This is a genomic window from Psychrobacter sp. TS_SC_6 (assembly GCF_056156305.1).
This window is the reverse complement of the sequence record NZ_CM149590.1, coordinates 1,981,925-2,008,282: the sequence shown is the minus strand read 5'-3', so window position 1 is coordinate 2,008,282 and position 26,358 is coordinate 1,981,925. Positions and strand designations below refer to the sequence as shown.

The following is a 26,358-nucleotide window of genomic DNA, read 5'->3' as shown; positions in this document are numbered from 1 at the left end:
TATGGCTGTTCGCAATCAATACATAGGATTGTGATCGGATTTACCTTTGAAAGTATAATAGGCAAAAGCAGTGTAACTTAAGATAATCGGCAGCATAATAACGGCGCCAACCAACATAAAGGATAGCGAAGTATCAGCCGCCGCTGCCTCATAAATCGTCATTTGATACGGTACGATATAAGGGAACATAGCAAAACAGACGCCGATGTAGCCCATCAAAAATAGAGCAACCGTTAATAAGAAAGGACGATATTCACGCTCCGTTTTTAAGTCTTTACGCATCAGAAAAAACAATAGCAGAACGATAATAGGCATAGGGGCGAGATACAATAAACTCGGGAACTTAAACCATCCTTCGAGTGCATTGATATCTGAAAAATACATAAATCCTGTCACAACGATCATGGCTACCACTAATGCAGACAGCATGCAACCAGACACTTTGCGTGCCCAAACTTGCAAAGTGTGCTCCGTTTTTATGATGAGCCAAGTAGAACCAAGTAACGCATAACCGATAATCATCGCAAAGCCACAAACGATAGCGAAAGGCGTCAACCAGTCAAAGGGTCCACCAGTATATAAGCGGTTGCTGGCTTCAAGACCTTGTACGAGCGCCCCAAGCATGATGCCTTGAGAGAAGGCTGCGACGACCGAACCGACAAAAAAGCAGGTGTCCCAAATATGACGACGTGACGAAGCTTTAAAGCGGAACTCAAATGCCATTCCGCGCAGAATAAGACCAAAAAGCATGGCAGTCACGGGCAAATAAAGCCCCGTCATGATGATGCCGTAAGCGACTGGGAAAGCGGCAAACAAACCACCGCCGCCCAATACCAACCAAGTCTCATTACCATCCCAAAACGGGGCAATAGAGTTCATGATTCGGCTACGATTCTTATCTGAGCCTGCAAATGGGAACAAAATGCCACAGCCCAAATCAAACCCATCAAGTAACACATAGATAAAGACGGATAGAGCGATAAGTCCGCCCCAAATGAGAGGTAAGTCTAATACATCACCGTAGTTAAACATTAGCGCAACCCTCCATCATCAACATCGTCTGCAGGCGTATCTAAATCTTCCTCAGTATTTTTGGCAGGATTCTTATCGCCGCTTAATGCGCGACCTTGACTCTCTGTCACTGAATGCTCATAGAAGTTATCGTCAGCAGGGTTCTCATAAGGCTTGGGCCCTTGTGCAATCAAGCGCAAAATATAAAATGTACCAGCACCGAATACGAAAATATACAGGATGATGAAGCCAATCAGCGTCGTTGCTACTTGCTGAGCGGCAAGTGGTGACATACTCTCAGCCGTGCGAATCACGCCATATACTGTCCATGGCTGCCGACCCGTTTCGGTCACAAACCACCCAGCCAATATTGCAATAAAACCAAGAGGTGTCATCATCATCCAAGCACGGTGAAACCATAAACTTTCGGGGTTAAACTGTTGTTTCTTGAAATACTTGTAAAGACTGAATAAACCGACCAATATCATCAGCATGCCAATGCCAACCATGATACGGAATGCCCAAAAAACAACAATGACGGGCGGTTGATCTTCAGGTGCCCAGTTTTTAAGGCCCTTTACTTCGCCATCTAGCGAATGGGTTAAGATTAGCCCAGATACGTAGGGTATACTGACTTCATATTTATTGTTTTGGTTTTCTTGGTCAGGAATCGCAAATAAACGTAAAGCCGCGCCGCGCTCATCCTCCCAAATACCTTCCATTGCTGCCACTTTAGCTGGTTGATGCTCAAGCGTGTTTAAGCCATGCGCATCGCCGATAAGCATTTGAGCTGGTGCAACAAATATGGCCATAATCATCGCCATACCTAGCATGATACGACCATGACGACGGTGCTCAGTATGTTTTTTAGATTGTAGATAATAAGCACCGATACCACCAACGACAAAGGCAGTCGTTAAAAACGCGGCCGTCATCATATGGGCATAGCGGTAAGGGAATGACGGGTTAAATATGATCTCAAGCCAGTCAGTGGGGTATAGCAACCCGTCTGCACCCATCATAAAGCCTTGCGGCGTTTGCATAAAGCTGTTGGCTGCCAAAATCCAAAAACCTGAAATCAACGTACCGATGGCGACAATGACAGTGGAAGCGAAATGCATGCGTTTACTGACGCGTCCCCAACCAAATAGCATGATACCTAAGAAAGAGGCTTCTAAGAAAAACGCGGTCAATACTTCGTAGGCGAGTAGAGGGCCTAGGACGTTACCAGCTTTGTCTGCGAACACCGCCCAGTTAGTACCGAACTGGTAAGACATGACCACACCTGACACCACGCCCAAACCAAACACCACGGCAAAGATCTTTACCCAGTGCTTATAAACTTCGGCGTAAATAGGATCACCCGTTCTCAACCAACGGAACTCAAGAACTGCCAACCAGCTGGCAAGCCCGATAGAAAAGGCGGGAAAGACAATATGGAACGAGATAACGAAAGCGAATTGGATGCGCGCCAGCATCAGCGCATCAAGCTGGTCAATCATAAACGTAGCGAACATAAATGGTCACCCTTATCTATTAGCTGAATAGCGCTGGCTTCCATACAACGCAAGTAACTGTCCGTAATTGACCATATAATAAGGTGGCAACGATTGATTACGGGCAGTAGCTCAGTGTTCACTCGCGAGCAATATTTAAAATAATATGCGGCTAAGATCATCACTGTTTAGCTGGGTTAAATAACTTACATCCTTATAAATTAATATATTACTGTCATTTGCTATGGGTCTATTATGCGCCTCCCTAGATATACACGCAAGCCGCCCAAACGCGTAGTAACATACCTAGTAGTCACCCAAATAGTATTAAATGTACCTAAAAAACTTGAATTAATAGCCAGAAATGACAATATATTGTCCAATTTATAAGTAACATAGAATAGAACGGTTAAGACAGGGTTTACAAATAACTAGCAGATCCCTTTTTTGCTGTTGTAACACGTGACTTAAATTTGTCTTATTCCTGTAACTGCTTATGCAAAATCCGTCGTAACGTCAAAATAGTTTGCGGATTGGCCTGAATGCTATGACCGCCGTTAATCACTGTCTCAGAGGCAGCGCCGTCAAGATGAGCGCTTGTATAAGGCACGATACCATCTGACAGACGCTCAGTTAATGCTTGGCTAATTTCTTCATTAACGATAACCGCAGCGACCAGTGCTTCAGGTAGCAAGGTGTCTGTCTTGGCAGGCGCATCTTTTGCAGTCTCTACATCAACTATGGCAGCTGAAAAGTCTAAATTATCTGAATTTTCTACAGTGCTGGTACCACTGATATCGACAGTCTCAATCACGCTATCGTCATCTTCTATTATTGCTTGCGACAAATCAAGCTTGACGCCTTCCGGCTGCATTGCTGCCAGACCTCTTGTGATATCAGAATCGTTATTGGCAATGATCGAATGATAAGTAATACGCTTATTGATGCTAATGTCTTTGGTTAATTGAATAAAAGAAGACTTGTCACTCAATTGACTGGCACCATTTTGCAGGTACAACTCCCCTAGAGGATTATTCGCCAAATCACCTTTGATAGCAATGGTTGCCAAATTGTCTGTAACAGTTTTTACTAAGCCCACAGGCAGATAAATAATGCGGCGTAACGCACGGGTAAACCAGCGATCGGCATAGTCAGTACCTTGGAATGGCGAGGATAAAAAGACTGCCGTGTCAACTTGCGGTAGCGCATTCAGTTCAAAACGGTTGCGTAGCTCTTTATTGGTAAGTGCTTGTTTTAGCATGGCATCAACCTGACGTTGGCTGCTGTTCGCTAATAAACTGTTATTATCTAATGCATCCAGATTATTCGCCAAATTATCATCAGATAACATCATGCGAGCAATGATACCGCCCATGCTATGGCTAATAATCACGCTGTTCTTACTGGCAAGATTTTCCCCTGTAGGGTCTGTTTGCTGATAAGTGGCAGTGATTAATTTTTGGATTTGATAGCGATTTTCTAAAATAGGCAGATTGGTCGGATAAAAGATTTGCCATACCTGATAGTTATTACGTAATTTATCATCATTAAAAATATCGTTGGTTAAATTGACCCACGTTGCTGGACTTGATGCCAGACCATGCAGCATGATAATCACACGCTTACTAGGATCATAGGGCTCAAGCATAAAAAGTTTGGGTAAACTGGCTTCTTTTTGGCGGGTAATAAGGTTTAGATAGCCGACACCATCGAGCTGATTTTCTGCCAACCAGAGTCCATAACCGGCAGAGAAGTTGGCGGCCAGTGGATAGTCATCGCCTAAGATAGAAGCGCTCTCGCTGCGGTAAGGGTTATATAAATGGATATCTAGCTGCTCACTATTTAGGGTGTCGAGTACACTAGTGCCAGTAGGCTTAATTAGCCCTGTCATGAGCAGATGCCCAGTAGGATAAATGCGTAGACTGGCATCTTCTTCTTGAGCATTTTTTGCAGCGTTGCTTGCGCTATTATTGCTAAGTCTGCTACTAGCAGCTTCTTGACCGATTTGACCTGAGAGCGAAGAGAGTAATAATTGACGAATAGTGGTGGTATAGCGATCGTCCAATGACGCCACTAAACTGATACCTGAACCTGGCCGCTTGCTAATGGAGTTTAGCCCCGACAAGCGCAGCTCATAAGTAGACACTAGGTCTGCCAGCGCAGAATTCTTCTCATTGGCATTTTTAAGATAGTTATTTTCGTTTGGCAAATAGACGTTCAGATGATAATTTTCTACTTGCACCTTCATTACTTTGACTTGATCGGTCGGCTGTCCTTTGACGGGTAAACTATTGGCAATAGTGGCAAGCTTATTACTATCATGCATGCCAGTATTAGCGGTCGTCGCAAGATGCTCTACTTTTACGTTGCGCATCAATTGGTTCATGTCGCCTGTTGATTGATAAAGCTGAGTAATAACATCGTTGCTCGCGGCATTATAGATATCTTGAGTTTGGATATCGATATCGCTTGGGATACGATTTTTTGCCCGCCCGCCGCTTACTTTTTCATCAGCTCCATCAAAGTCATGCGCTAGGCTGTCATAGAATAAGTAGGTATAGCTGGATTTGATGGCGTCAAAGAGACGCTCTTGATAGTCGATTAAACATATCTCGGTTTTGCTTTGCTGCGTTTTAGCTTCAGCATCGTCTAAAGGTGCATTGGCATAATAGGGGTCAAGTGGTGGGCGGGTAAGCGCATTGCTACAGCTTTTTGAGGTAGCGAGTTGGCGCGCTTTTGCATAGTGTAACTCTGAAAAGGCGGCCAGTGCTGGGCGGTAGTGCCTATTGAACATGCTGTCAGCAAGCTGCGTTAAGCACAGCTCAAACTGCTGCATACAGGCTTGCTCATTGAGCCCTGCTGACAATAATAATGATGCGGTATCACTACTGAGCTTGTTATCAGTGACAATATTACCTCGCTGCGCCGAGATAGTCTTGGCAGATGCCTGTCTATTAACAGAGACAGTGCTACAAGCAGGTAATATTGCCATAGCTGATAGCAGTGCCAATACAGCTAAAGGCTTCTTATTTTTATGAGTGGCTTTTGGCGCATTATTGACAGGGTCAGCAAAAATCATAGGTAATTCCAGTGAATAATGGACAGGCATGTATCATTGAATACTGATTATATTGGGATGAGTGTAGCGGAACTTTGGTACTTCGACTATCGTATTTATCGCTTTATATTCAAATTTTGCTAAATTTACTGGATACGATGCTGGAGAAAATAGCACTATATGGAGAAAATAGCACTATAGTTGAAACACTTTAAAGTCGCTAAAATATTGCTGGTGTAAATTTTTCTCAGCCTCTGGCAGCAACGGCACAGCAAGCAAGAAAAGTTTGCACCAGGAGTACATGTTGTATCGATATTGCTTTTTACCGACTATACTGAAAAGATATAATAATAAAGAAGGGCAGGGTAATCCCCCCAATAAATAAGAACACTTACAAATAGAGATTAACTGCTAAAATACACCAGCAGGAGAATCCTATGAAAAAGACACGCTTTAGCGACAACCAAATCGTCAACATCCTAAAACAAGCCGAACAAGGCGTCCCTATTACCGAGCTATGCCGTGAGCATAACATCAGCCAAAGTACCTTTTATAACTGGCGCTCAAAGTATGGCGGCATGGATGCCACACTTATCAGCCGTCTTAAAGAACTTGAAGTTGAAAATGCCCGCCTTAAAAAGATGTACGCTGATGAATGTCTTAAGTCCGATATTCTACAGGATGCCATGTCAAAAAAGTGGTAGCGCCCCAAAGGCGCAAAGGGTTGGTTTGTCACTACATTGAAGATCGTGGTATTGGTATCCGCAGGGCTTGTAGCATCTTTAACATCAGCGTCACCTGTTATTATCACAAGTCGGTGGTAACAGATGAGAACCAGCAAATAGCGGACTTACTTATCAAACTGACTGATGAGAACAAGAACTGGGGCTTTGGCTTGTGCTTTTTAACCCTGCGTAATGTCATGGGACTGCCTTACAACCATAAGCGGGTATATCGCATCTACTGCGAGCTTGAACTCAACCTTAGAATCAAGCCTAAGCGTCGCATTAAACGTGCTAAACCAATACCATTAGCAGTACCTGATAGGATTAACCAAAGCTGGAGCATGGACTTTATGCACGACGGCTTAACTGATGGCCGCGGCTTTAGACTGTTCAATGTCATTGATGATTACAACCGTGAGGCACTCACCATTGAAGTCGACTTCTCGCTACCGGCGCAAAGGGTCATACGCAGTCTTAATCAGCTTATTGAGTACCGAGGCAAACCTGTGCAGATAAGATGCGATAACGGCCCTGAATACATCAGCAATGCGCTCAAAGACTGGGCTGAGCAGCAAGGCATCATCTTAAGCTATATTGAACCTGGCAATCCACAGCAAAATGCGTATGTAGAGCGCTTTAACAGAACCATGAGATATGATTGGTTAAATCAGGAGCTGTTTGATAATCTAGAGCAGGTACGCGCACAAGCAGAAAACTGGTTATACCATTATAATCATAAGCGCCCAAACATGGGCAATGGCGGTTTTACACCGATACAGAAACTCAATCAGGCAGCTTAATTCTATTTATTAGGTGTCTTAAGTTTGGGAGGGTTACCGCAGCGCTTCAAATAAGAGTGAATGTAAGAGCATGATGACATTTTATGTGACGTTCATAATACGCGTTTATATTTGGTACAAAAAAGCGCCTTAGTTTTATATTGTTCATTTCTCAATATAAAAAAAGACGCTAGATTGCTGTTTTTAGCCAGTGTTGATAATGTATTTCTTATACGCCACGGTGGTCATAATATGTTGATTTACATATTCGGTTTTACATTTGATGCTGGCAAATCCCAAATGTAAAACTTACCATCTTCGATTAGCTTGATTTGCTGACGGATAATTGTGTTGTCAGGTACAGTCTGCTCCAGACGACGTAAGCGCTCTAACGCCTTGTCACGGCGATCACTCAATACATCCGATTGTGCCAAGCTTTGCTCTGCTTCCGTATAACCTAAGCTAACCGCTTGATCAAGATACTTTTGACCTTCTTTAAAACCACCGCCTTCTGAGAGCATCATGCCATATATAAAGTTGGCTTCCCCGCTATCCGGCTTAATTTTGATGGCACGATCAATATATTGCCCACCACGTACCGTATATTCTGACCCTAGGTCTAAGTTACGTCCCATACCATTTAGCTTAGCAGCACGCAGTAACACATCGTAAGAAGCCTTAGGTGATTTGGCATAAGGTTCAATCCAGTCAGTTAGTACTTTAATTTTTTCACGAGCGTAATGACGCTGGGTGCGGTTAGGGAAGTTTGGCGGATAATGGCGTGCATATGGTGATGTGTCTTTAATAAAATCATCGAGTAGACTGACATCCAATTTGTCTGTACCAAGACCGGTTTGCTGCGCTATCAAGATGGTAGGTACAAAGCTGATGTCTGAAAGTTGCACTTGCGGCGTTGGGATGTTTGACAGCTGACCACCACGTAAATCGATACCCGTTGCAACCATTGGTCCACGCTCATAAACCCGTGTCGTTCCTGTAAGCTCAGTATTCTGATTGGTTTGGATGACTTGATTTTGAATAGTATTTTGAGGCGCACGAGTGGGCTCTGTATTGTTTATTTGAGTAGTAGTAACTTGGGCACTGCTTTGTTGATTAGCGTTGATATTTGCTTGAGCACTCACTTGTGCTGCAGTACTTATTGCCACGTCTGTTTGAACAGTGGTTGCTGCCTGAGTAGTACTGACAGCTGCATTAGGTCTAGCAAGACGAATCACTCGTTTGCTTGAATCAATCGCGCTCGGTACAGAAGTAGTTGCCGTCGCTGAAGCATCAACTTCAGCAGCATTCACAGGCGCAGATAGCATCATGGCACAAGCTGCGGCCAATGCGGTTAAAGTCGCAAACTTTGGCGATTTTTGAGAGTGGGTCGGTTGATTGATGGCGTTCATAAAGATAGTTACCTTATTTAATCGTTGTTTTGTCTATTTGGTCATTATTGATAAATCCATTGCTTAATAGCTGCTAGGCATTGACGTCGTACTCATATAGTTACGGCAAAATCGTACAATTTTTTATACCCTAGCAAATTAATCTCAATACGAACAGTAGTAGGAGTGTTAAAAGTCATTACTGAGGCATTTTTTGCGGCCCTGTGTTTATCAAAGTAAATCAATTAAAAATGATAAGCCGTGGCTTTCATGCGGTTTGCCATCCAGCGCATGGTATGACGCATGAGTGGCGACAATGCAGCGCCACCATTAGCAAGTGCCAACTCACGATGATGTAATTCCTCGCTATCCATTTGTGCCAATATCTCTTTTGAGCGCTGATCTTGTGGGGGCAGTTGTCCAATATGATCTTGCAGATGTTCGCTAACTTGTGCTTCTGTTTCAGCGACAAACCCCAAGCTAAACTCGTTAGAGATAGCACCTGCTACTGCGCCGAGACCAAAAGACATGCCATACCATAGGGGTGTAAACACACTTGGATGACTACCAAGCTCACTTAGACGCGTCTCACACCAGACCAGATGGTCGACTTCTTCTTCAGCCGATTGCTGCATGGCTTGTTTGACACTATTATCTTTTGCCGTAAATGCTTGCCCATGATACAGTCCTTGCGCGCATACTTCTCCGGTATGATTGATACGCATCAGCCCTGCAACGTGCCGCGATTCTGTAATACTCAGCTCAGGAATCTCATCACTACTCACAGGCAGAGGGCGAGTACTCGGATTGGAATGCGGTACGACCGCTCGCAATGCCTTGTCTACCCCAAGCAGTAATTGATCGATTTTAGATAAGGGACGCAAAGCCATGATTCACTCCTGATGGCATTATTTATTATGAATAACGTGTTGCTATGAAATTTTTAAAGCGTTGCAGCGACTACTACTCAATCTTAGCGCTTACTATAGCAAACATCATCAATGCTCGGCATCATAATAATGAGGCGTTTAGCAATCGATTTATAATGACAGTTGTCATCAATGCAGTTGATTCAAGTTATCAAACATCTTAATCATGTCTGTTTAGCTGATCATCATAAGTTTGTATGCTGGCATGCTTAATATGTTTATTGAGCTTGGTATATAAAAATACCCCAAAGGCAATATTAAGCAAGCCTGTAACAAGGAATAACTGCGGTAATGACATGCCTAAGCTAATTAATACCACGATAGAAAAAATCGCTGAGCCAACCATAAATATGGCATTAAATATGTTATTGGCACCAACGATGCGTGCACGATGGCTTTTGGGTGCGTAAGCCTGCATAGATGCATATAAAGGGACAATATATAAGCCGCCACTAAAGCCCAAAAAGAATAAATCGACAAACACACGCCAGCTACCAGAAATAGCAAATAATCCGCTCACTCCGATTAACGTCTCAGTATTCACATCAATCGACAATCCTGATAGCGAAAAATACAAGTCGATAGCAAAGATGCTCAAACCAGCGATACCAAAGGGTAATAAACGTAAGCTGACCTGATTCTTGGTAAGCCTTTTGCATAATAATGAGCCGATAGAGACACCGACTGAGAATAAAGTCAGCAGGAAAATTACCACTGATTCATCGCCATGAAGAATGACTTTGCTGAATTCAGGTGTTTGGGTCAAAAAAGTCGCGCCATAAAACCAAAACCAGCTGTTGCCCAAGATAACGAAGAACAAAAACCGTAAGGAATATAAATAACGTACCGTTGACACACTGGTGGTAAAGATATTCCAATTAATCTTTAAATCAGGCTGCATCGCTGGCATGGTGGGTATAGATCGGGCGGCGAAATAACCTAATATCGCAACGACTAATACGGTCAGACTAATCCAATATAGCGGCTGTGGCGCTTGGGTTAAGATGCCAGCGATAATCATACCAAGTAAAATCGCTAATGATGTACCCATTTGAAACAGACCATTGGCACCGACCAATTCATTTTCTTGCATCGCTTGTGGCAAATAGGCATATTTGATGGGCCCAAAAAAGGTAGATTGTGTGCCCATCAAAAATAACGCAACAAATAAGAATGCATACCACTCAAATACAAAACCCACTGCCGCAATCACCATAATGGACAGCTCAAGCAGCTTGGTTAAGCGGGTCAATTTAGACTTTTCAAACTTGTCAGCGATTTGGCCTGCCAGCGCCGAAAATAGAAAATACGGCAAAATAAATAACATGGCCGCCAAGTTATTTAAAATACTAACCTCAACGCCAAGCTGGCTCGCCGCCGTGTAAGTCAGAACTAATATCAGGGCTTGCTTAAAAATATTGTCATTAAACGCTCCCAGAAACTGAGTAAAAAACATGGCGCTAAAACGGCGACGCTTAAATAACTGAAACTGATTGGCCATGAAAATTCCTACAAATGGGTCAAGACAAGTAAAAGTGAAGCAAGACGGATCAGATGGTCATTAATACTAGGGTTATTATCAATGCTATCAAAAACTTAACTAAATATGGCATAGGTTTTATCAATGTTAAGCCGTATAATAGCAAGGCTTTGGCAAAAATACATACGTCCAATGCTATGATTTCATAATTAACTAAGTTATGATTTGTAAATTTTAGCCGACTAAATCCTAATACAGTGACCAATAGCAAAGGTTTACCGATGCTTAAATGGTCTGATATAACCAATTTTTTTATATACAATACATATTAATGCTTCAATCATAGGCTAAATCGACAGACAAAAAGTAAAGTCACAAGTTAAATGATTGTTTTAGCTCATTATAATTGTTGTTGCCACTGTATTTACCGCCAAGACTTAGCAGTCGTCAGCGTCAGCAACGTTGCACTGCGTGAGGGAATAGGAATGAATATGAAACATCAGCCTTCAACGCCAGTGCATAACGTACCTGTTAAGTTGCCTGACCTCTTAGGTTGCAAAAATAGCTCAATCACATCTGGCATTGCTATTAGTGCTAACGATACTCCGCGTCTTTATTTTACCCGTACAGCGCTTTTTAGTGCATTGACCACCAGCTTGGTCGGTTTTGGCTGCAGTCTTGCCCCTGCAGCTTTTGCCGCTACTACTGATTCAAATAATAGCGCCATAAGCAGCCAGATAACAGCAAAAACTGCTACAGCAGCGTCACCAAAAATCCCAAAAGCGGCTATTTCTGATGATAACAGTCAGCTGGATATGGCGTTAGATGCGCTGCGCCTAAAAAAAGCTGTTGAGCAAGGTATTATTGAGCAATCCGTATTGGATGATTATAGTGAGCAAACGCTAGGTCTTAAGAATTCAAACGCGAAAAATTCAGCTGGCAAGACTAACAGTAATGTTACTCCAGAAAATGCCAATAGCTTTAATAATGATTTCGATGATGCGCAAGGTTTTGATACAAATCAAGATCTAGAGCAGCAAGCGGCCGCGATACAGCAGCAGGGCTATCAGATGATGACGCCTGAAGACATTGATCGTGAGCTTGCGGCGATGGACAGACAAAACGCGCAAGATATCGATAAGATTGGCACTAGTAATAATAGTGGTTTTGATGCACCTGTCGCCACTTTAGACGATCGTACGCCGCCGATTGGGCTGGATGTGGAATTAGACGCGACCAATCTACCGACTCCCAGTAATTTAGATACATTAGGCATCAATGAGAGCGCTGCTGAGACAGCAGAGATCATGGCTCGTCCTATTACGGTTAGCGATGCTGTCAGCAGTGGTAATGCAAGTGAGGTGATGGATAATGATATTTTAGCCAACGTCAATCAATCAAAGAATACAGAAAACTCGATCAATCCTGATGACTATTTGCCAGATTATCAAAACGATACCGAAGCCGTTAGCGAAAGTATCGAGCAAGCCAAAACGCCGAGTCCAATGGCGCGCAATAAAGGCAATATTGTCAAGCGTCTCTATAATCGATTGTTTAATTCAGGCTCACTGGCGCTACCACACATAGACACTACGATTTACTTACAACAAGCCGCAGCTAATAACAGCAATGCTGTCAATACCAAGCCGATACTGGTCAAAGCTGATGACGACGTTCAGCCTATTAAGAATATCAAGGCGGCGCTTGATGATACCACTGTGCAGTCTGTCGTTGATTTTACAGCAGCTTTACCGCGTTTACGTCAAACCGCCTTAGATGCCGCAAAAGCAGTTGGTTATTATGATGTGACTTTGCGTCTAAGCCAGCCTTATACAGACACGATCGACGTCGTCATTGAAAAGCTGGGTGAGCCCGTACGTGTCGATAGCCGGATAGTCGACATTCGCGGTGCAGGCAGTGAGCAAAAAGAGTTCGCTGAGCTTGAAAAAGATCTGCCACCAAAAGAAGGCGATATCTTTAATCACCGCGTCTATAAAGACAGTAAATCTGCCCTTGAGTCGCTCAGTAATACTTACGGTTACTTTGATCAATATTGGTTAAATAAATCCGTCGATATTATCTTGCCTGACAATACAGCAGATGTTTCGCTGGTTTACAATACTGGCGATCGCTATGAGTTTGATGAAGTGGTATTTTTTACTTATGATAGAGAATCAGGGACACTGACCCGTGATCCTGCAAAACTGCCCGTTGAATTGTCACTGTTAAGGCAGTTATTTGATTTTAAAGAAGGCGATCCTTTTTATCGTCCTGCTGTCACCAAATTCAGTAACGATTTATCGGCGACCCGTTATTTTAATACCATCAACGTTGAGTCGATTTTGCCGCCCGATGAGCGCACACAAAGTGCTACTTTGGCCTTTGATAACTCACCAAATGTAGATAATTTTATTGAAACAATGGATGACGAAGTAAACAATGCTTCTGATGTTAATGCGCGCCCAATAGAAAGTGTTGATAATGACGGCGAGCTTTATGCCAATAGCGGAGAGAAAGTAAATGCCGCTGACATTGCTGCTATCGAATTTGAAGCTGATGAAGAGACGATTGAGAAGCTGCAGGCCATTAAGCAAAAAGCAGAACGCTTAAGCCGTTTGCCAAATGATCGGGTATTGGATGAAAAAGACCAAGATTCAAGCAGTATCTTAGGTAAAATCAGTGATGCTATTAGTGATATTGCACAAAAAATATTCCCTGATGAGCAAAGTATGCTGGCGGATGAAAGCTTTGTGCCGCCAACATTGGCAGGGCGTAAAACACCGCAAGAAGTGTTGGAGAGCAAGAAAGTCCCCCTATACGTGTTTGTGGCGGCGAATAAACCGCGTGATGCTCAGGTGGGTATTGGTTATGGGACAGATACGGGCGTCCGTGCAACCGCAAAAATAGATTATAATCTGCTCAATCGTAAAGGCTATCAGGCAGGACTTGAGACAGAAGTTTCAAGAATTACCAAAAATGTCGGTGTCTATGCTAGCAGGCCTTGGAAACACCCTTTGAATGACAAGCTTGAAGCAAGCTTAACTTATGAAGAGGAAGTGATTAATCAAGGCGAAGGTAATTTTGATTTATCTACCAAAACCCTAAAAGGGTCGCTGGCACGTAATATCCGCCGCGATACGGGTTGGAATCGCAGCTACTCTCTACGCTACCGTTTAGATGAGTTAGAAACGGGAATAGAGGATGAAGCACAGTTAAACGAGCTTCCTATTCGCTTTACGTCTTCAGAGCCTAGACAGCAAGCCTTATTGCTTGGTTATGGCATCAGTAAGACAGATGTGGATAATGCAACCAATCCCACCAGCGGTATCCGCCAATACTATTCGATTGAAGCCGGTGCTGATAAAGCGCTTAGCGATACCAATCTGGCAATTGCTCGCGCTGGTATCAGCGGTATTTATAGCTTTGGTGCTGATGACAAGCATCAAGTGCTTGGCAGTATCAATACTGGTTATATTTGGGCAGATGACTTTGAGGAGGTGCCTTATAAGCTGCGCTTCTTTGCTGGTGGTGACCAAAGTATCCGTGGTTATGACTATGAAAGTTTATCGCCACTAGATAAAGGTTATCTGACCGGTGGACAAATCCTCGCGGTTGGTAGTGCAGAATATAACTATGAGTTTAAACCCGGCTTTCGCGGTGCTGTTTTTACTGACATTGGTAATGCTTATGACAAAGATTTTGAGACAGATACCAAAGTTGGTGTCGGCGTTGGTATCCGCTGGGCATCACCTGTTGGCGTGGTGCGCGTCGATGTCGCGGCTGGCGTAACCGAAGAGAGCCTACCAGTCAGATTGCATTTGTTTATTGGCTCTCCTTTATAAAATTATATAAAAAAAACCGTTGTCTTTTTATTATTCTAGCGATTGCTGGTAATCATTCTTTAACGTAGTTGAGTGTCATGTCAACCAAAAATACCCTGCCTAATAAGCCATTAGATGAAGATCCAGCACAACGAGATGCCCGTGCCGTAAGACGTTGGTATCCGTTGTCTTTTGTGCTCAAATTGCTGGTACTGATTCTTATCGTGCTAGCGATTATGTTTGCTATCTTCTTATATGCGGCGGGTACTGAGTCAGGCACTAAGTTTATCTTAGAGAAAATCAGTGCAGAAACAGGTATTGAGTTCAAATACGGTAGCGGCAATCTGCGCGAAGGTCTATGGCTCACTGATATCGATATTGTTGCCAATGAAGATCTTGAGATATTGGTAGATAAAGCTTACGTTAAAATAGGCTGGCGCGCCGTCTTTGCCAAAGAAGTACATTTGCGTGATGCGGATATACAAACCATTGAAATTATCAATAAAAAACCGCCAACAGGTGAGGCATTCGATTATAGAACCTTAAGCTTACCGGTTAATCTACGTTTTGATTATGCAAAAGTAAAAACCATCATTTATAAGCAAGTAACTCGTGACCCCATTGTTGTGCATGATATTGAAGCCCGCGATTTGACGTGGGTTGGCAGTATGGTGACGGTTGGTCGCGGTAGTTTGCAATATGGCGATATTGTTAAAGTCAGTGCATTAGAAGGTCATGCCGATTTGCAAGGCGACTATCTTTTAGATTTGAGTGCCATTGTAGAGGTCAGTGCTTTAGAAAAAGCCTATATTGATCCCTTGAATATCACCGCAACAGGTACGTTAAAGCGCACCGTTGGCAAGGTTAGTAGCCGCTACAATGATAGTGCGGTTAGTGGCGACTTTGTAGTGCAGGGATTGGATCCTGATGCACCATTTCAAGCAAAACTTGAATGGGATGACATTCTGGTTCCTTATGCGGACAGTCAGAACATTCATTTAAAGAGTGGCATCGCGACCGCATCAGGTGTTATCTCAGAAATACGCCTACGTATCAACACTGAATTGACCGCTAAAGACATTCCTTCAGGACGTTATCAAGGACGCGCCATTCTTGCCAATCGTCAGCTACGTGTTGATCGCCTAGATGCAGATGTGGCTGCTGGCAACTTGATATTGCAAGGTATTTTGGATTGGAACAGCAGCTTTGATGCAAAGATAAGAGCGAGCGGCAGTAATTTTGATGTACGTCGCGTCATTCCTAAACAATATGCGGACTTTAAAGCATATGCCCCGCAAAAGTTAAACGGTCGATTATCCGTTCATTATCAGCATAAAAATACTGTCGGTAATATGGAAATGGATGCCGCATTACGTCAGCGTGATGGCGAGCAAGTCAATGCCAATATTGTCCGTGGCAAAACCTCAGCCAAATCTAAACAAGCCGCCCCTTTATATATTGATGCAAAATGGCAGAACCTTGTGCGTAAAAATATCCCTAATATTGGCAACATCAATAGCCCTAGTGGGCAAGCAAAGGTGATTGTTCGCGGCTCAAATCTTTCTGTCGATGGCAAAGCCATTATTAATGAATTAAATGCTGCGCCTAAAGGCAATTATGATGTACGTCTCCGTAAAGCGGGTAGTGTTATTGATATTAACCGTCTTAACTATAAAGGAGTGGTGGGCGATTTGTCAGGGACAGGTCAGATTCAATTAGCCACTAAAAAACGTCCGCTTATTTGGCAGATTGATGCTCGCACTAATGGCTTATTGCCCAAGCAATACCGCAGTGACATACCGCTTGAGCGTCTAACTGGGCGTATCAGTGCCCGCGGGCGTATGCTCAATATCACTAAAAACCGTGTCAAAGGTCAGCGGCATATTATTAGTTTCAATAATACGGCTTTGCAGGCGCAGTTGGATGCCACGCAAAAAGGTCGTGCTATCGGCATTACTGGTGGCGGCGATGCCAGTGTTGATATTATCGGCGGTAAGCTGTCAGTTTTTGATGCGCGTTTTGATGGTCAAATTGATACGGCTGATGTACCAAAAGGTCGCTTATCCATCGATGCCGCTGGTACGCCAAATCTGATCAGTGTTCGCAAGTTAAATTATAATGGTGAAGCAGGTGCGGTCAAAGCCAGAGGTGTCATTGACCTACGTAACAATATCGGCTGGACGTTAGATGGGCGCTTTGATAAGTTTAATTTAGGTTATTTCTTGCCCAATAATGCCGCCATTATTACTGGTGATTTAAAAACCACTGGCGAGTGGCAAAGTCCGCCAAAGAACAATACTAAGGCAAAAGGCGTACTGAAAAACTTTGTCGTAAACTTTGATGGTGTCTTAGACGCTGAGCAATTGCCAGCAGGTAAGCTGACTATTGATGCTAGTGGTAATGCACAGCTCATTCGAATCAAGCGTTTCCGCCATGTGGGCGCAGCAGGCAGTATTGATGCTAAAGGCACCGTTGATGTGCGCCAAGGTCTTGCTTGGGATATTGATGCGGTCATGGATCGTTTTAATTTGGGTTATTTCTTCAAGGACATACCGAGTACAATTACCGGCACTATTGATACCAGTGGACGTTGGGGCGATACGCAACAGACGATTAATATCAAGCAAGTGAATTTGAATGGGATGCTAAAGGGTCAACCCCTTAGCGCCAAAGGCAGCTTGACAGCCAAACTACATCTACCAAAAGACTTGGCAAGCTACTTTCAACGTTTGCAGAAGCAAGATGCACAGGCACAATATAAGCAAGTCAACGCTTTGATCGAAAGCTTAAATGCCAATAATTTGGTACTGCGTTGGGGTAATAATTACATCACCGCCAATGGTAATGCTAAGCAGCTACAAGCCAAAATCAATATCACAAGCCTTGATCAGCTCTCAGACAAGCTTGGTGGTAAAGTCTCGGGCGGTGCTACCTTGTCACAGCCAGCAGGACAAGCATTGCCGACGATTTATGTTGATTTGGTTGGTGAGCGTATCTCGCTACCAGGCTTTATATTACGTCAAGGTCGCATACGCGGTAAACTGGTTAACTTGGCAAACAGTCCAAGCCAGTTTATTATTACTGCCGAAGGCTTAGAAGCGGCGGGGCAAAATTTTAAAAACTTTAATGCAACCTTTAATGGCACTGAACAAGCTCACGTAGTGGATTTTGATCTGCTTAATGAGAAGCTCAGTAGCTCAGCAAGGCTTAAAGGTGGCTTTAATCGAGATAAGCTCAGCTGGTCAGGTGTTATTGGCAAGGGTCAAGTTAAGTCCAAATATGCAACCTTAAACCAATTGCAGCCAGCGCAGCTGATTGTTAATTTGCCTAAGAAGCAAGGTAAAAATAGCACAGAGCTAAAAGTACAGCTGGCGGCACATTGTTGGCAGGCAACCGATCAAACAGGAAAGCTCTGCTTACGTGAAAACCTTATCGCTTCAGCTGCCAGTGGACAAGTTGATCTGGCGATACAAAAACTAGACACCTCATTATTTTCAGTGTTTTTACCAAAAGATATCGATTGGCATGGCAAGATTAACGGTAAAGCGATTGTTGGCTGGCAACGTGGTCGTCCACCAACGATTAATACCACGCTGTATTCTGACAACGGTAAAATTGGCTTGATTCAAGATGGTGATAGCTTGCCTGTCACCTTACCTTACAAGCGTATCTCGCTCATTGCTGTGTCTGTACCAAATGGTCTAAAAATACGCTCAGATATCAATACGGGTGATGGTGCTCGTGGTTATGCAGAAGTGATCGTCGATCCATATAAGACGCCCAAACCTATATCAGGTGCGTTGGTGCTCAATGAGCTTAATTTGGCTATTTTTAAACCTTTCTTCCCTGGCATGCGCGTGCTCGAAGGTAACATCACTATGGCGGGCGGTTTGGGTGGCACACTGGATAAGCCACAGTTTTATGGCGATGTGAAGTTAGCGAATGGTCGAATGGCGATGCTTGATTTGCCGGTCAATTTGACCAAAGTGAATGCGACGGCCAAAATCCGTGGAACTCAAGCAACGATCGATGGTAGGTTCAATAGTGGTACAGGTAAAGGGGTCGTTACTGGTACTGTCAATTGGCAGCAAAAGCTACAGGCTAAGCTGAGTATAGATGGTAAAGGTTTGATATTGACCCAGCCGCCATTATTGGTGGCGAGTGTTGATCCTGATATCGATATTATCGTGCGTCCTGCCGATCGCTACGTCAATATCACTGGGGCAGTCAGCGTGCCATCAGCGACCATTCGTCCGCCAGAGGCCAGTGAAGACATTATTACTCAGACCGAAGATGCTGTCGTACTTGATCGTCGTCTTATCGGCAATATTGATGAGGTTTTGGCTATCTCAAAACCTTGGTCAATCAATGCTGATATCGGTATCGATTTGGGTAATGACATCAATTTCCGTGGTTTTGGTGCCGTTATTCCTCTAGCAGGTGCCATTCATGTCACGCAAAGCGGTACAGGCATCATGCGCGCAAAAGGGGTGGTACAGGTCTCACGTCGTACCAATATTAATGCTTTTGGTCAAAACCTAGAGCTTAACTATGGTCAAGTGCGCTTCAACGGCGATGTGATGAAACCGAGTTTAAGTATCGAAGCGGTCAAAAATATCAGCGGCAAAACAGTCGGTGTCCGTGTCAAAGGTAATACTGAAAGTCCTAATATCATCGTTTTCAATAATGCGGGGCTTACGCAGCAGCAAGCGATGAACGCCTTGGTCACGGGTCGTATTAATAATCAAAGTGCCACTCAAATCAGTGAGCAAGGCTTTAAGTCTCAAGTCACCAATAACTTAGCGGCCGCTGGGCTGAGCTTTGGGCTGAGCGGTACACGTAATTTGACCAATCAAATCGGTCAAGCATTTGGCTTCCAAAGCTTAACGGTTGATGCTTCAGGCAGCAGTGAAGATACCAACGTCAATGTCACCGGTTATGTGACCCCTGACTTATATATCCGCTATGGTGTGGGCGTTTTTAATGCGCAGAACAGCTTGTCGATACGTTACCAGTTGACCCGCCGTATCTATGTAGAGGCAACGTCAGCAGCAGAAAATGCCGTGGATGTGGTTTATAGTTGGCAGTTCTAAAGGTTGTACTTAAATATTTACCCTCATGTTTGCCGTGATTTTGGCAGATCAGTTGACTGTAAATAGATATTTATAAATTGATCCATCATCAATATTTGATCAAATAAAAAACGCCTTTATAAAAAGGCGTTTTTCTATGAGCATTAAGAGAATTTATTTGGTTAAAATTAATCGATTATTACGCGTTAAGCGTAGGCGATATTCTTCTCCTTCATGTTCAATACGTACCTCCTTAGTCAAAGCAAACAAATGCTGTGATTGCAAAGTAGGCAGACGGTTTTCACGGAAGTTCAAATGACGAGAGATTACAAGACTCATGGTAAATTCCTTTTGATAGCAAAGTAGCAAATATTCAACACAATAAATACTAATAGAATATAATTTATTAACGATAATAATTATCATTTAGATTGAGTAATTTTGCAAGCAAATTTATAAAATAAATAATAGCGATTATGTAAACTTATCTAACCGTTTTTTTTATTTAAACAATCTTAGCTATCAGTCTCAGCAGCACTAAAGGAAAATAAGATGACAGTCGAGCAAAGTAACTCTATAAAAAACACTTCAATACCGACAGTCAATGTAGCGGTTGCCGTTATTCGTTATCAAAATCAGTATCTACTAGGATTTAGAGCGGCTTCTCAGCACCAAGGCAACCGTTATGAATTTGTAGGTGGAAAGATAGATGCTCATGAAACAGCCAAACAAGGGCTGATACGAGAAGTTGCCGAAGAGACAGGCATCGATATTGCTAATAGTACGGCAGTTAAACTGGGTCGATTGCATCATGATTATGGTGATAAGCAGGTCTGCTTACAGGTCTACCGTATTGAGATAACCGCGCAACAATATGCGCAATATAAAAACCTAAGCTATGGTTTAGAAGGTCAACAGCTAACATGGGTAGGGGAAGCAGAGCTGCTGGCAGGGCATTATGATTTACCCGCTGCCAATAGGACAATCCTTGCGTGGTTACAATTACCAATGCAGATAACAGTTACTTATCCATTATCGCATTTTGATGCTGCCTCTAATCCTATGGCTGGATGGTTACAGTATCATCATGAGCATATAACGGCTGGTGCTTGGGTTTATATGCGAACAAAAGCAGCAGGCACAGAAAACGGTATCAAGCAGCTATTACAACTACGTCCTGATATTCAAGCGATTACTCCTGACCACTTAGATATGGAAAACAATATAGAAGCAAATAATCAAATAATAGCAAGTCATTTAACACAGACACAGCTTATGCAATGGTCAAGCGCAGTAGCTAAGCCGCCCATGTCGTACTCTACCTTGTCTACAAGCTTGCCATTAATCGTTAGTTGTCATGATTTAGATAGTATTAATGCTGCCAATCAACTGGCGTATATCCGATTACAGCAGCAATTGCCACCCGTTATCGGTATTTTCTTGGCACCTGTCGAGTGTACTCAAACTCATCCTGATACACCAGCATTAGGTTGGAAGGCGTGGTCAAATTTAGCAAAATTAGCGGATATGCCAGTTCTTGGCTTAGGTGGACTATCGCCTATGATGTATAAACAAGCCGTGCTACATGGAGGCGTTGCTGTTGCTGGAATTCGCCAGTTTTTAAAATAGTTTTTGGTGCCATTACTATACGCATTTTTATAACAATTTTGGGCATCCAGCTACCATTTGAACACCGCTAAAACCAGAGTATGATAGGTCAAATAAAAAAATTCTCAGAGGAAAATATAATTGGTGAAAAGTAATATCGATAAAACACGTACTGCTGGTGCAAATTTTTCTTGCTTGCTGTCAGAGGCTGCAAAAAATTTATACCAGCAATACTGTAGCGACTTTAAAGTATTTCAACTATAGCACTAGATGAGTAATTGGTTAGAATATTCTTTATCAGTTAATAAAAATGTAACTTCGCATATCTTATAAACAGAATTACTTACAAACCGTTGCGCTTTCCTACATTGCCACACTGTTTTGATTGGGGCTTTACCATTACTATAAGTCATTACTTATCGAAGGGCGCAGAATAGCTCAATGGGTTATTACAGCCACTCTTAATTCTTATCAAAAATTTAATTTTTATTTACTTACTGTCGTAGAAGTGATTAATGGAAATTATTTTGTATTTGTTTGATAAAAAAGCGCTTTTAATAATCACTGTTAATAAAATGGTATCCCTATGAAAACCAATAAGTTACCGAAGTCAGTATGGTCTGATTATAAGGCAGCTGGTTCTCAATCACCGCATACTGACCAGCTACTTAAGCATCAGATAAATAAAGATCAGGCAACACCAGCAGGTAATATTGACCGTGCTAGTAATGATGCTAGCTATAGGTATAGAAGCTGTAATGACGAGTATTTGGATAGTCTGGCGCAAGATATGTCTAGCCAATCCATCTTTTTTGGCTATAAAAATGTCAAAAAAACTGGAGTAAGCACAAAAGATTCTAGCATAATGGATAATAATATCTTTATAGCGAGTGCAGTTGATATCAACTCTAGTAAAACCAATATTTTTGAAGAATTTGAGCAATCGACAGTTGAGGCAGGAAATAATATCTTTACTAAAGATCCAGCAACTATTGCAGAAATACCGGAGCGTATATTTATGAATGGTCTTATCAAGCATACTGGAATAGCCTTAGCTATTATCATACCGTTAGCAGCGTTTTCTGCTTATGCAGCGACACCGCCTGTGACCCAAGCCGTTGTTAGCAAGCACATGACCAATGCAACGGCAGAGATGATCACGGTTAAACCTAGCAGTATTATTCATAAATCTGCTAATACACCGACTACGGTAGATAGTGTTGATTTAAAAAAATATGCTGGTACTTGGTATGAGATTGGTCGTTTGCCGATGTATTTCCAGCGCAACTGTGCCAGCGATGTGACAGCTAATTATGTTGAAAAAACTGATGGTTCAGGTATCAAAGTTATCAATCAGTGTAAGGCTAAAGATAGCTCGAACATTATTGCTGAAGGTTTAGCAAAACCTGCTGATGCGACAGGAAGCAAACTAAAAGTTACCTTTTTGCCATCGTGGATTCGTTGGTTGCCAGTAGGGCGAGCTGACTATTGGGTCTTGGCACGTGATCCTGATTATAAAACCGCTCTGGTTGGTACACCTGATAAAAAGTATTTATGGCTGCTGGCTCGTTCGCCAAATGTAAGCCAAGAGACTTATGCCAAATACCGTCAAATTGCCCAGCAACAGGGTTATGATTTGAAAGAATTTAAATTAACGTCGCAGAGTAAGCAGACGGTGGATTTGATTCCATAAAAGTCTGATTATGGTTTATAGCCGTCTTCTCTCATGGCTCTTGTGTTTGTCATGGTTTGAATTGAATGACGATAAGGCAGCATAATATGCTGCCTTTATTGTAATGACCCGTTTTATTACGCTAAATCGGTAGTCCTCAAATAGCTTGTGATTCATACAAATTGTTATCACTAGCAAAATAAGGCGTTTTAAGCTAAAATCTAGCTTATCTACAGACTCCTATGATAATAATCGATGACAGCCGTCGTCTGTTAGCATATCTGAGTGAGTACATAGACTGTATATACCCTATTCCATAATATTTCTTCCTATTTTACTGATTCCCTAATACTGACCATAAGGATGTTTCTCGTGAGTAATGCTGATATCTTACGCCAATTACATCAAGACCATTTGAGCAAATACAACACCCAAGAGCATCACGCGATTGAGCTCATCGGGCTATTGAATAAGCTCTACAATGAGCAAGATGTGCAAGTGACTTTATTTGGTGATACGCTAGATAGCAGTTCCGTGGGGCAAATATTGGCGCTGCATCAGAAAGTTGCTTTGCGTGATCAAGGTGCTCATGCGATTGATATCGCTGATACTTTAGCGATGGTTAAAGTGTTAGCAGAGAATAAAGACATCCAAGCGACTCGTGTTGATGTTGGTCAGCTAATTGCGAATGACAGTGATATTCAATCGGCATTACAGTCTGTTGATAATACTAAAGCGGCTATCAATGGCGCAGCAGATGTGGTGCTATATGGTTTTGGTCGTATCGGTCGTATCCTAACTCGTTTATTGTTGTCGCAAGCCTCAAGTGCGAAAGGTATGCAGCTAAAAGCCATCGTAGTACGTCCCGCAGCAGCAGGCGACTTGGCGAAGCGTGCGTCATTGCTAGAGCGCGATTCGATTCATGGTAGTTTTGCAGGCGGCGTGATTGTTGATGATGAAAACAATGGTTTGATTATTAATGGTCGCTTTGTGCAAGTTATCTACGCCAAAGACCCAAGCGAGATTGATTATACGGCTTATGGTATTAACGATGCACTAGTCATTGATAATACAGGTATCTGGAAAGATGAAGCCGGTCTTGGTAAGCATTTACAATCGACTGGTGTGAAAAAAGTGCTATTAACGGCACCTGCTGGCGGCGAGATTAAAAACGTTGTATATGGTGTTAATAATAATACGATCGGCGATGACACTATCGTGAGTGCGGCGAGCTGTACGACCAACGCAATTACCCCAACGTTAAAAGTATTAAATGATGAATATGGTATCGAAAATGGTCACGTTGAAACCATTCACTCGTTTACTAACGATCAGAACTTAATTGATAACTATCATAAAGCGGATCGCCGTGGTCGTAGTGCGGTATTGAACATGGTTATCACCAGTACCGGTGCAGCGAAGGCAGTTGGAAAAGCGCTACCAGAGCTCAGCGGTAAATTGACGGGCAATGCCATTCGCGTACCGACACCAAACGTTAGCTTAGCGATTTTGAATTTAAATCTTAAAACAGCGCCAGCTGGTGCTGATGCGTTAAATGAGTTTATGCGCAAAATTTCAAATAGTAGCCAGTGGCAGACACAAATTGCTTATACGGATTCTACAGAAGCGGTATCAACGGATTTTGTTGGTGATACACATGTAGGTATCGTTGATGCTCAAGCGACTATTTTGACGGATAATCATGCTATCGTTTATATTTGGTATGACAATGAAGTGGGTTATAGTACGCAAGTATTACGTTTGGCAACGCAAATGGCAGGTATCAGTTATGCGCAGATTCCAGCTTAATACGTTTGTATAGTATCAATGACTCGGTCATAATGCTTTGATTCAAAGAGTAGAGTGATGGTCATCAGTTATATAAACAAACGGATATGGTTTTAGCGGTAATACCTACAGCACCCGATAGTCCGATTGGTTATCGGGTGTTATTGTCATGAATAAAGCAATGATGTAGAGCAATATAGATGAAAGTTTGCCATTTTTTTAAAAGATAACTATAGGCAAAAGAAGCGGTATATAACTGCTATTTCGCTTATAAACTAAAGTGTAAATAAAGGAACGTAAGATGCGATTTATTGATGAAGCCGTCGTAACGGTAAAAGCAGGTGACGGTGGTAACGGAATCGCCAGTTTTCGCCGAGAAAAATATGTCCCGCGCGGTGGTCCTGATGGTGGTGATGGTGGCAAAGGCGGCGATGTTTATGTCATTGCAGAGGATAATACCAACACCCTAGTTGACTATCGTTATACCCGTCGTCATGACGCTATGCGTGCTGAGAACGGCCATAGTAGAAACTGTTCAGGCAAGGGCTCAGATGATCTTTTCTTACCAGTACCTATTGGTACGACAGTCGTTGATACCGAGACAGATGAAGTATTGGGTGATTTGATTGAAATTGGTCAGACTTTATTGATTGCCAAAGGTGGCGATGGTGGTTTGGGTAATACCCATTTCAAAAGCTCTACCAACCAAGCGCCGCGTAAAGCGACGTCAGGTTTTGAAGGTGAGCTAAAAGTTCTTAAGTTTGAGCTAAAAGTCGTGGCTGATGTTGGTTTAATTGGTTTGCCTAACGCAGGTAAATCAACCTTTATCCGCCAAGTCTCTGCTGCTAGACCAAAAGTAGCTGACTATCCATTTACCACTCTGGTTCCTAATCTGGGTGTGGTTGATATTGGTCGTCATCGCTCTTTTGTTATGGCTGATATCCCAGGTTTGATCGAAGGCGCTTCAGAAGGTGCTGGACTTGGTATTCGATTTTTGAAGCATGTCGCTCGTACGCGTCGGCTGTTACACTTGGTTGATATCAAGCCTATCGATGGCAGCGACCCGGTCGCAAACGCTCGCGTTATCTTAAATGAGCTTGAGCGTTTTTCACCTGAACTGGCCAATTTGCCACAGATTTTGGTATTAAACAAAATCGATCAAGTGCCTGAAGAGGAGTTAAATGAGCTTTGTACCCATATTGTGGCAGAGCTTGGCTGGACAGGTATCGTTTTCCGTACCGCCACCTTAACAGGTGAGGGTGTTGATGCTATCAAGTACCACTTGATGAATGAGATCGAGCGTGAACGCGAACGTGAAATCGAAGATCCTATCTTTGCTGATGCACAAAAAGCACGATTTGAGCGTCTAGAGGCAGAAGTTCGTCTAAACACTGAGGCCCAGCGTGAAGCGTATCGTGCTGCTCGTAAAGCGGCGCGCGAAGGTATCGATTTAAATGACGATGGTAGCTTTGACGACGATGATGATGGTGTCGAAGTGGTTTACGCTCCTTAATCTGATTGTCTTTGCACA

The 26,358-nt window shown here is 42.8% G+C and carries 14 protein-coding genes; 7 read left to right on the top strand and 7 right to left on the bottom strand.

Features of this window, described 5'->3' with window-relative positions; genetic code table 11:
* Nucleotides 1–15 precede the first annotated feature (15 nt).
* The 3 genes from cydB to AC0J5Y_RS08450 all read right to left on the bottom strand — a co-directional run bounded on the left by cydB (nt 16) and on the right by AC0J5Y_RS08450 (nt 5,586).
* Nucleotides 16–1,032 (bottom strand): cytochrome d ubiquinol oxidase subunit II, encoded by a 1,017-nt coding sequence (gene cydB, locus AC0J5Y_RS08460; protein WP_475130285.1) that lies wholly within the window; start codon nt 1,030–1,032, stop codon nt 16–18.
* A complete protein-coding gene (locus AC0J5Y_RS08455) occupies nt 1,032–2,528 on the bottom strand; it encodes a cytochrome ubiquinol oxidase subunit I (RefSeq protein ID WP_475130284.1) in 1,497 nt (498 codons plus the stop codon). Before AC0J5Y_RS08455 ends, cydB begins: the two co-directional genes overlap by 1 nt.
* A gap of 457 nt (nt 2,529–2,985) precedes the next feature.
* Entirely contained in the window at nt 2,986–5,586 is a 2,601-nt protein-coding gene (locus tag AC0J5Y_RS08450; RefSeq protein WP_475130283.1) for an esterase/lipase family protein, read from the bottom strand.
* Nucleotides 5,587–6,002: 416 nt separating this feature from the next.
* Between AC0J5Y_RS08450 and AC0J5Y_RS08445 the strand changes: the two genes are divergently transcribed.
* A protein-coding gene (locus tag AC0J5Y_RS08445) for an IS3 family transposase (protein WP_475129904.1) occupies nt 6,003–7,090 on the top strand; the annotation gives its coding sequence in 2 pieces (ribosomal slippage) (nt 6,003–6,255 and nt 6,255–7,090; 1,089 coding nt in all).
* A gap of 239 nt (nt 7,091–7,329) precedes the next feature.
* Here AC0J5Y_RS08445 and AC0J5Y_RS08440 read toward each other — a convergent pair.
* The 3 genes from AC0J5Y_RS08440 to AC0J5Y_RS08430 form a co-directional block, all read right to left on the bottom strand.
* A complete protein-coding gene (locus AC0J5Y_RS08440) occupies nt 7,330–8,478 on the bottom strand; it encodes a tetratricopeptide repeat protein (protein WP_475130282.1) in 1,149 nt (382 codons plus the stop codon).
* Nucleotides 8,479–8,702: 224 nt separating this feature from the next.
* Nucleotides 8,703–9,341, bottom strand: a complete 639-nt coding sequence (gene coq7 / locus AC0J5Y_RS08435) for a 2-polyprenyl-3-methyl-6-methoxy-1,4-benzoquinone monooxygenase (protein WP_475132134.1) — start codon at nt 9,339–9,341, stop codon at nt 8,703–8,705.
* Nucleotides 9,342–9,546: 205 nt separating this feature from the next.
* Nucleotides 9,547–10,887 (bottom strand): MFS transporter, encoded by a 1,341-nt coding sequence (locus tag AC0J5Y_RS08430; RefSeq protein WP_475130281.1) that lies wholly within the window; start codon nt 10,885–10,887, stop codon nt 9,547–9,549.
* Nucleotides 10,888–11,357: 470 nt separating this feature from the next.
* Here AC0J5Y_RS08430 and AC0J5Y_RS08425 point away from each other — a divergent pair, with 470 nt between their 5' ends.
* Together AC0J5Y_RS08425 and AC0J5Y_RS08420 are read left to right on the top strand one after the other, a co-directional pair.
* A complete protein-coding gene (locus tag AC0J5Y_RS08425) occupies nt 11,358–14,708 on the top strand; it encodes an autotransporter assembly complex protein TamA (RefSeq protein ID WP_475130280.1) in 3,351 nt (1,116 codons plus the stop codon).
* A gap of 77 nt (nt 14,709–14,785) precedes the next feature.
* The gene (locus AC0J5Y_RS08420) at nt 14,786–19,780 is read left to right on the top strand and encodes a translocation/assembly module TamB domain-containing protein (protein ID WP_475130279.1); all 4,995 of its coding nucleotides are present in this window, start codon (nt 14,786–14,788) and stop codon (nt 19,778–19,780) included.
* Nucleotides 19,781–19,933: 153 nt separating this feature from the next.
* Here AC0J5Y_RS08420 and hemP read toward each other — a convergent pair whose 3' ends face one another.
* Nucleotides 19,934–20,098, bottom strand: coding sequence for a hemin uptake protein HemP (gene hemP / locus AC0J5Y_RS08415; RefSeq protein ID WP_020443783.1), 165 nt, complete (start codon nt 20,096–20,098; stop codon nt 19,934–19,936).
* 213 nt (nt 20,099–20,311) lie between these two features.
* On the opposite strand from hemP, the gene AC0J5Y_RS08410 reads away from it, so the two are divergent.
* The 4 genes from AC0J5Y_RS08410 to cgtA all read left to right on the top strand — a co-directional run bounded on the left by AC0J5Y_RS08410 (nt 20,312) and on the right by cgtA (nt 26,340).
* Nucleotides 20,312–21,388, top strand: a complete 1,077-nt coding sequence (locus AC0J5Y_RS08410) for an NUDIX domain-containing protein (protein WP_475130278.1) — start codon at nt 20,312–20,314, stop codon at nt 21,386–21,388.
* Between the two features lie 565 nt (nt 21,389–21,953).
* Entirely contained in the window at nt 21,954–23,060 is a 1,107-nt protein-coding gene (locus AC0J5Y_RS08405) for a lipocalin family protein (RefSeq protein WP_475130277.1), read from the top strand.
* A 342-nt stretch (nt 23,061–23,402) separates the two neighbouring features.
* Complete coding sequence (locus AC0J5Y_RS08400) at nt 23,403–24,848, top strand: glyceraldehyde-3-phosphate dehydrogenase (protein ID WP_475130276.1); 1,446 nt, start codon at nt 23,403–23,405, stop codon at nt 24,846–24,848.
* 280 nt (nt 24,849–25,128) lie between these two features.
* Complete coding sequence (cgtA, locus tag AC0J5Y_RS08395) at nt 25,129–26,340, top strand: Obg family GTPase CgtA (protein WP_475130275.1); 1,212 nt, start codon at nt 25,129–25,131, stop codon at nt 26,338–26,340.
* Nucleotides 26,341–26,358: the final 18 nt, after the last annotated feature.

What these genes read in the sequence shown, in the direction of transcription:
- cgtA (WP_475130275.1), top strand. Translation starts at nt 25,129, where the DNA reads ATGCGATTTATTGATGAAGCCGTCGTAACGGTAAAAGCAGGTGACGGT.
- AC0J5Y_RS08400 (WP_475130276.1), top strand. Translation starts at nt 23,403, where the DNA reads ATGTTTCTCGTGAGTAATGCTGATATCTTACGCCAATTACATCAAGAC.
- cydB (WP_475130285.1), bottom strand. Translation starts at nt 1,032, where the DNA reads ATGTTTAACTACGGTGATGTATTAGACTTACCTCTCATTTGGGGCGGA.
- AC0J5Y_RS08440 (WP_475130282.1), bottom strand. Translation starts at nt 8,478, where the DNA reads ATGAACGCCATCAATCAACCGACCCACTCTCAAAAATCGCCAAAGTTT.
- hemP (WP_020443783.1), bottom strand. Translation starts at nt 20,098, where the DNA reads ATGAGTCTTGTAATCTCTCGTCATTTGAACTTCCGTGAAAACCGTCTG.
- AC0J5Y_RS08450 (WP_475130283.1), bottom strand. Translation starts at nt 5,586, where the DNA reads ATGATTTTTGCTGACCCTGTCAATAATGCGCCAAAAGCCACTCATAAA.
- AC0J5Y_RS08425 (WP_475130280.1), top strand. Translation starts at nt 11,358, where the DNA reads ATGAAACATCAGCCTTCAACGCCAGTGCATAACGTACCTGTTAAGTTG.
- AC0J5Y_RS08420 (WP_475130279.1), top strand. Translation starts at nt 14,786, where the DNA reads ATGTCAACCAAAAATACCCTGCCTAATAAGCCATTAGATGAAGATCCA.
- AC0J5Y_RS08410 (WP_475130278.1), top strand. Translation starts at nt 20,312, where the DNA reads ATGACAGTCGAGCAAAGTAACTCTATAAAAAACACTTCAATACCGACA.
- AC0J5Y_RS08430 (WP_475130281.1), bottom strand. Translation starts at nt 10,887, where the DNA reads ATGGCCAATCAGTTTCAGTTATTTAAGCGTCGCCGTTTTAGCGCCATG.
- AC0J5Y_RS08455 (WP_475130284.1), bottom strand. Translation starts at nt 2,528, where the DNA reads ATGTTCGCTACGTTTATGATTGACCAGCTTGATGCGCTGATGCTGGCG.
- AC0J5Y_RS08405 (WP_475130277.1), top strand. Translation starts at nt 21,954, where the DNA reads ATGAAAACCAATAAGTTACCGAAGTCAGTATGGTCTGATTATAAGGCA.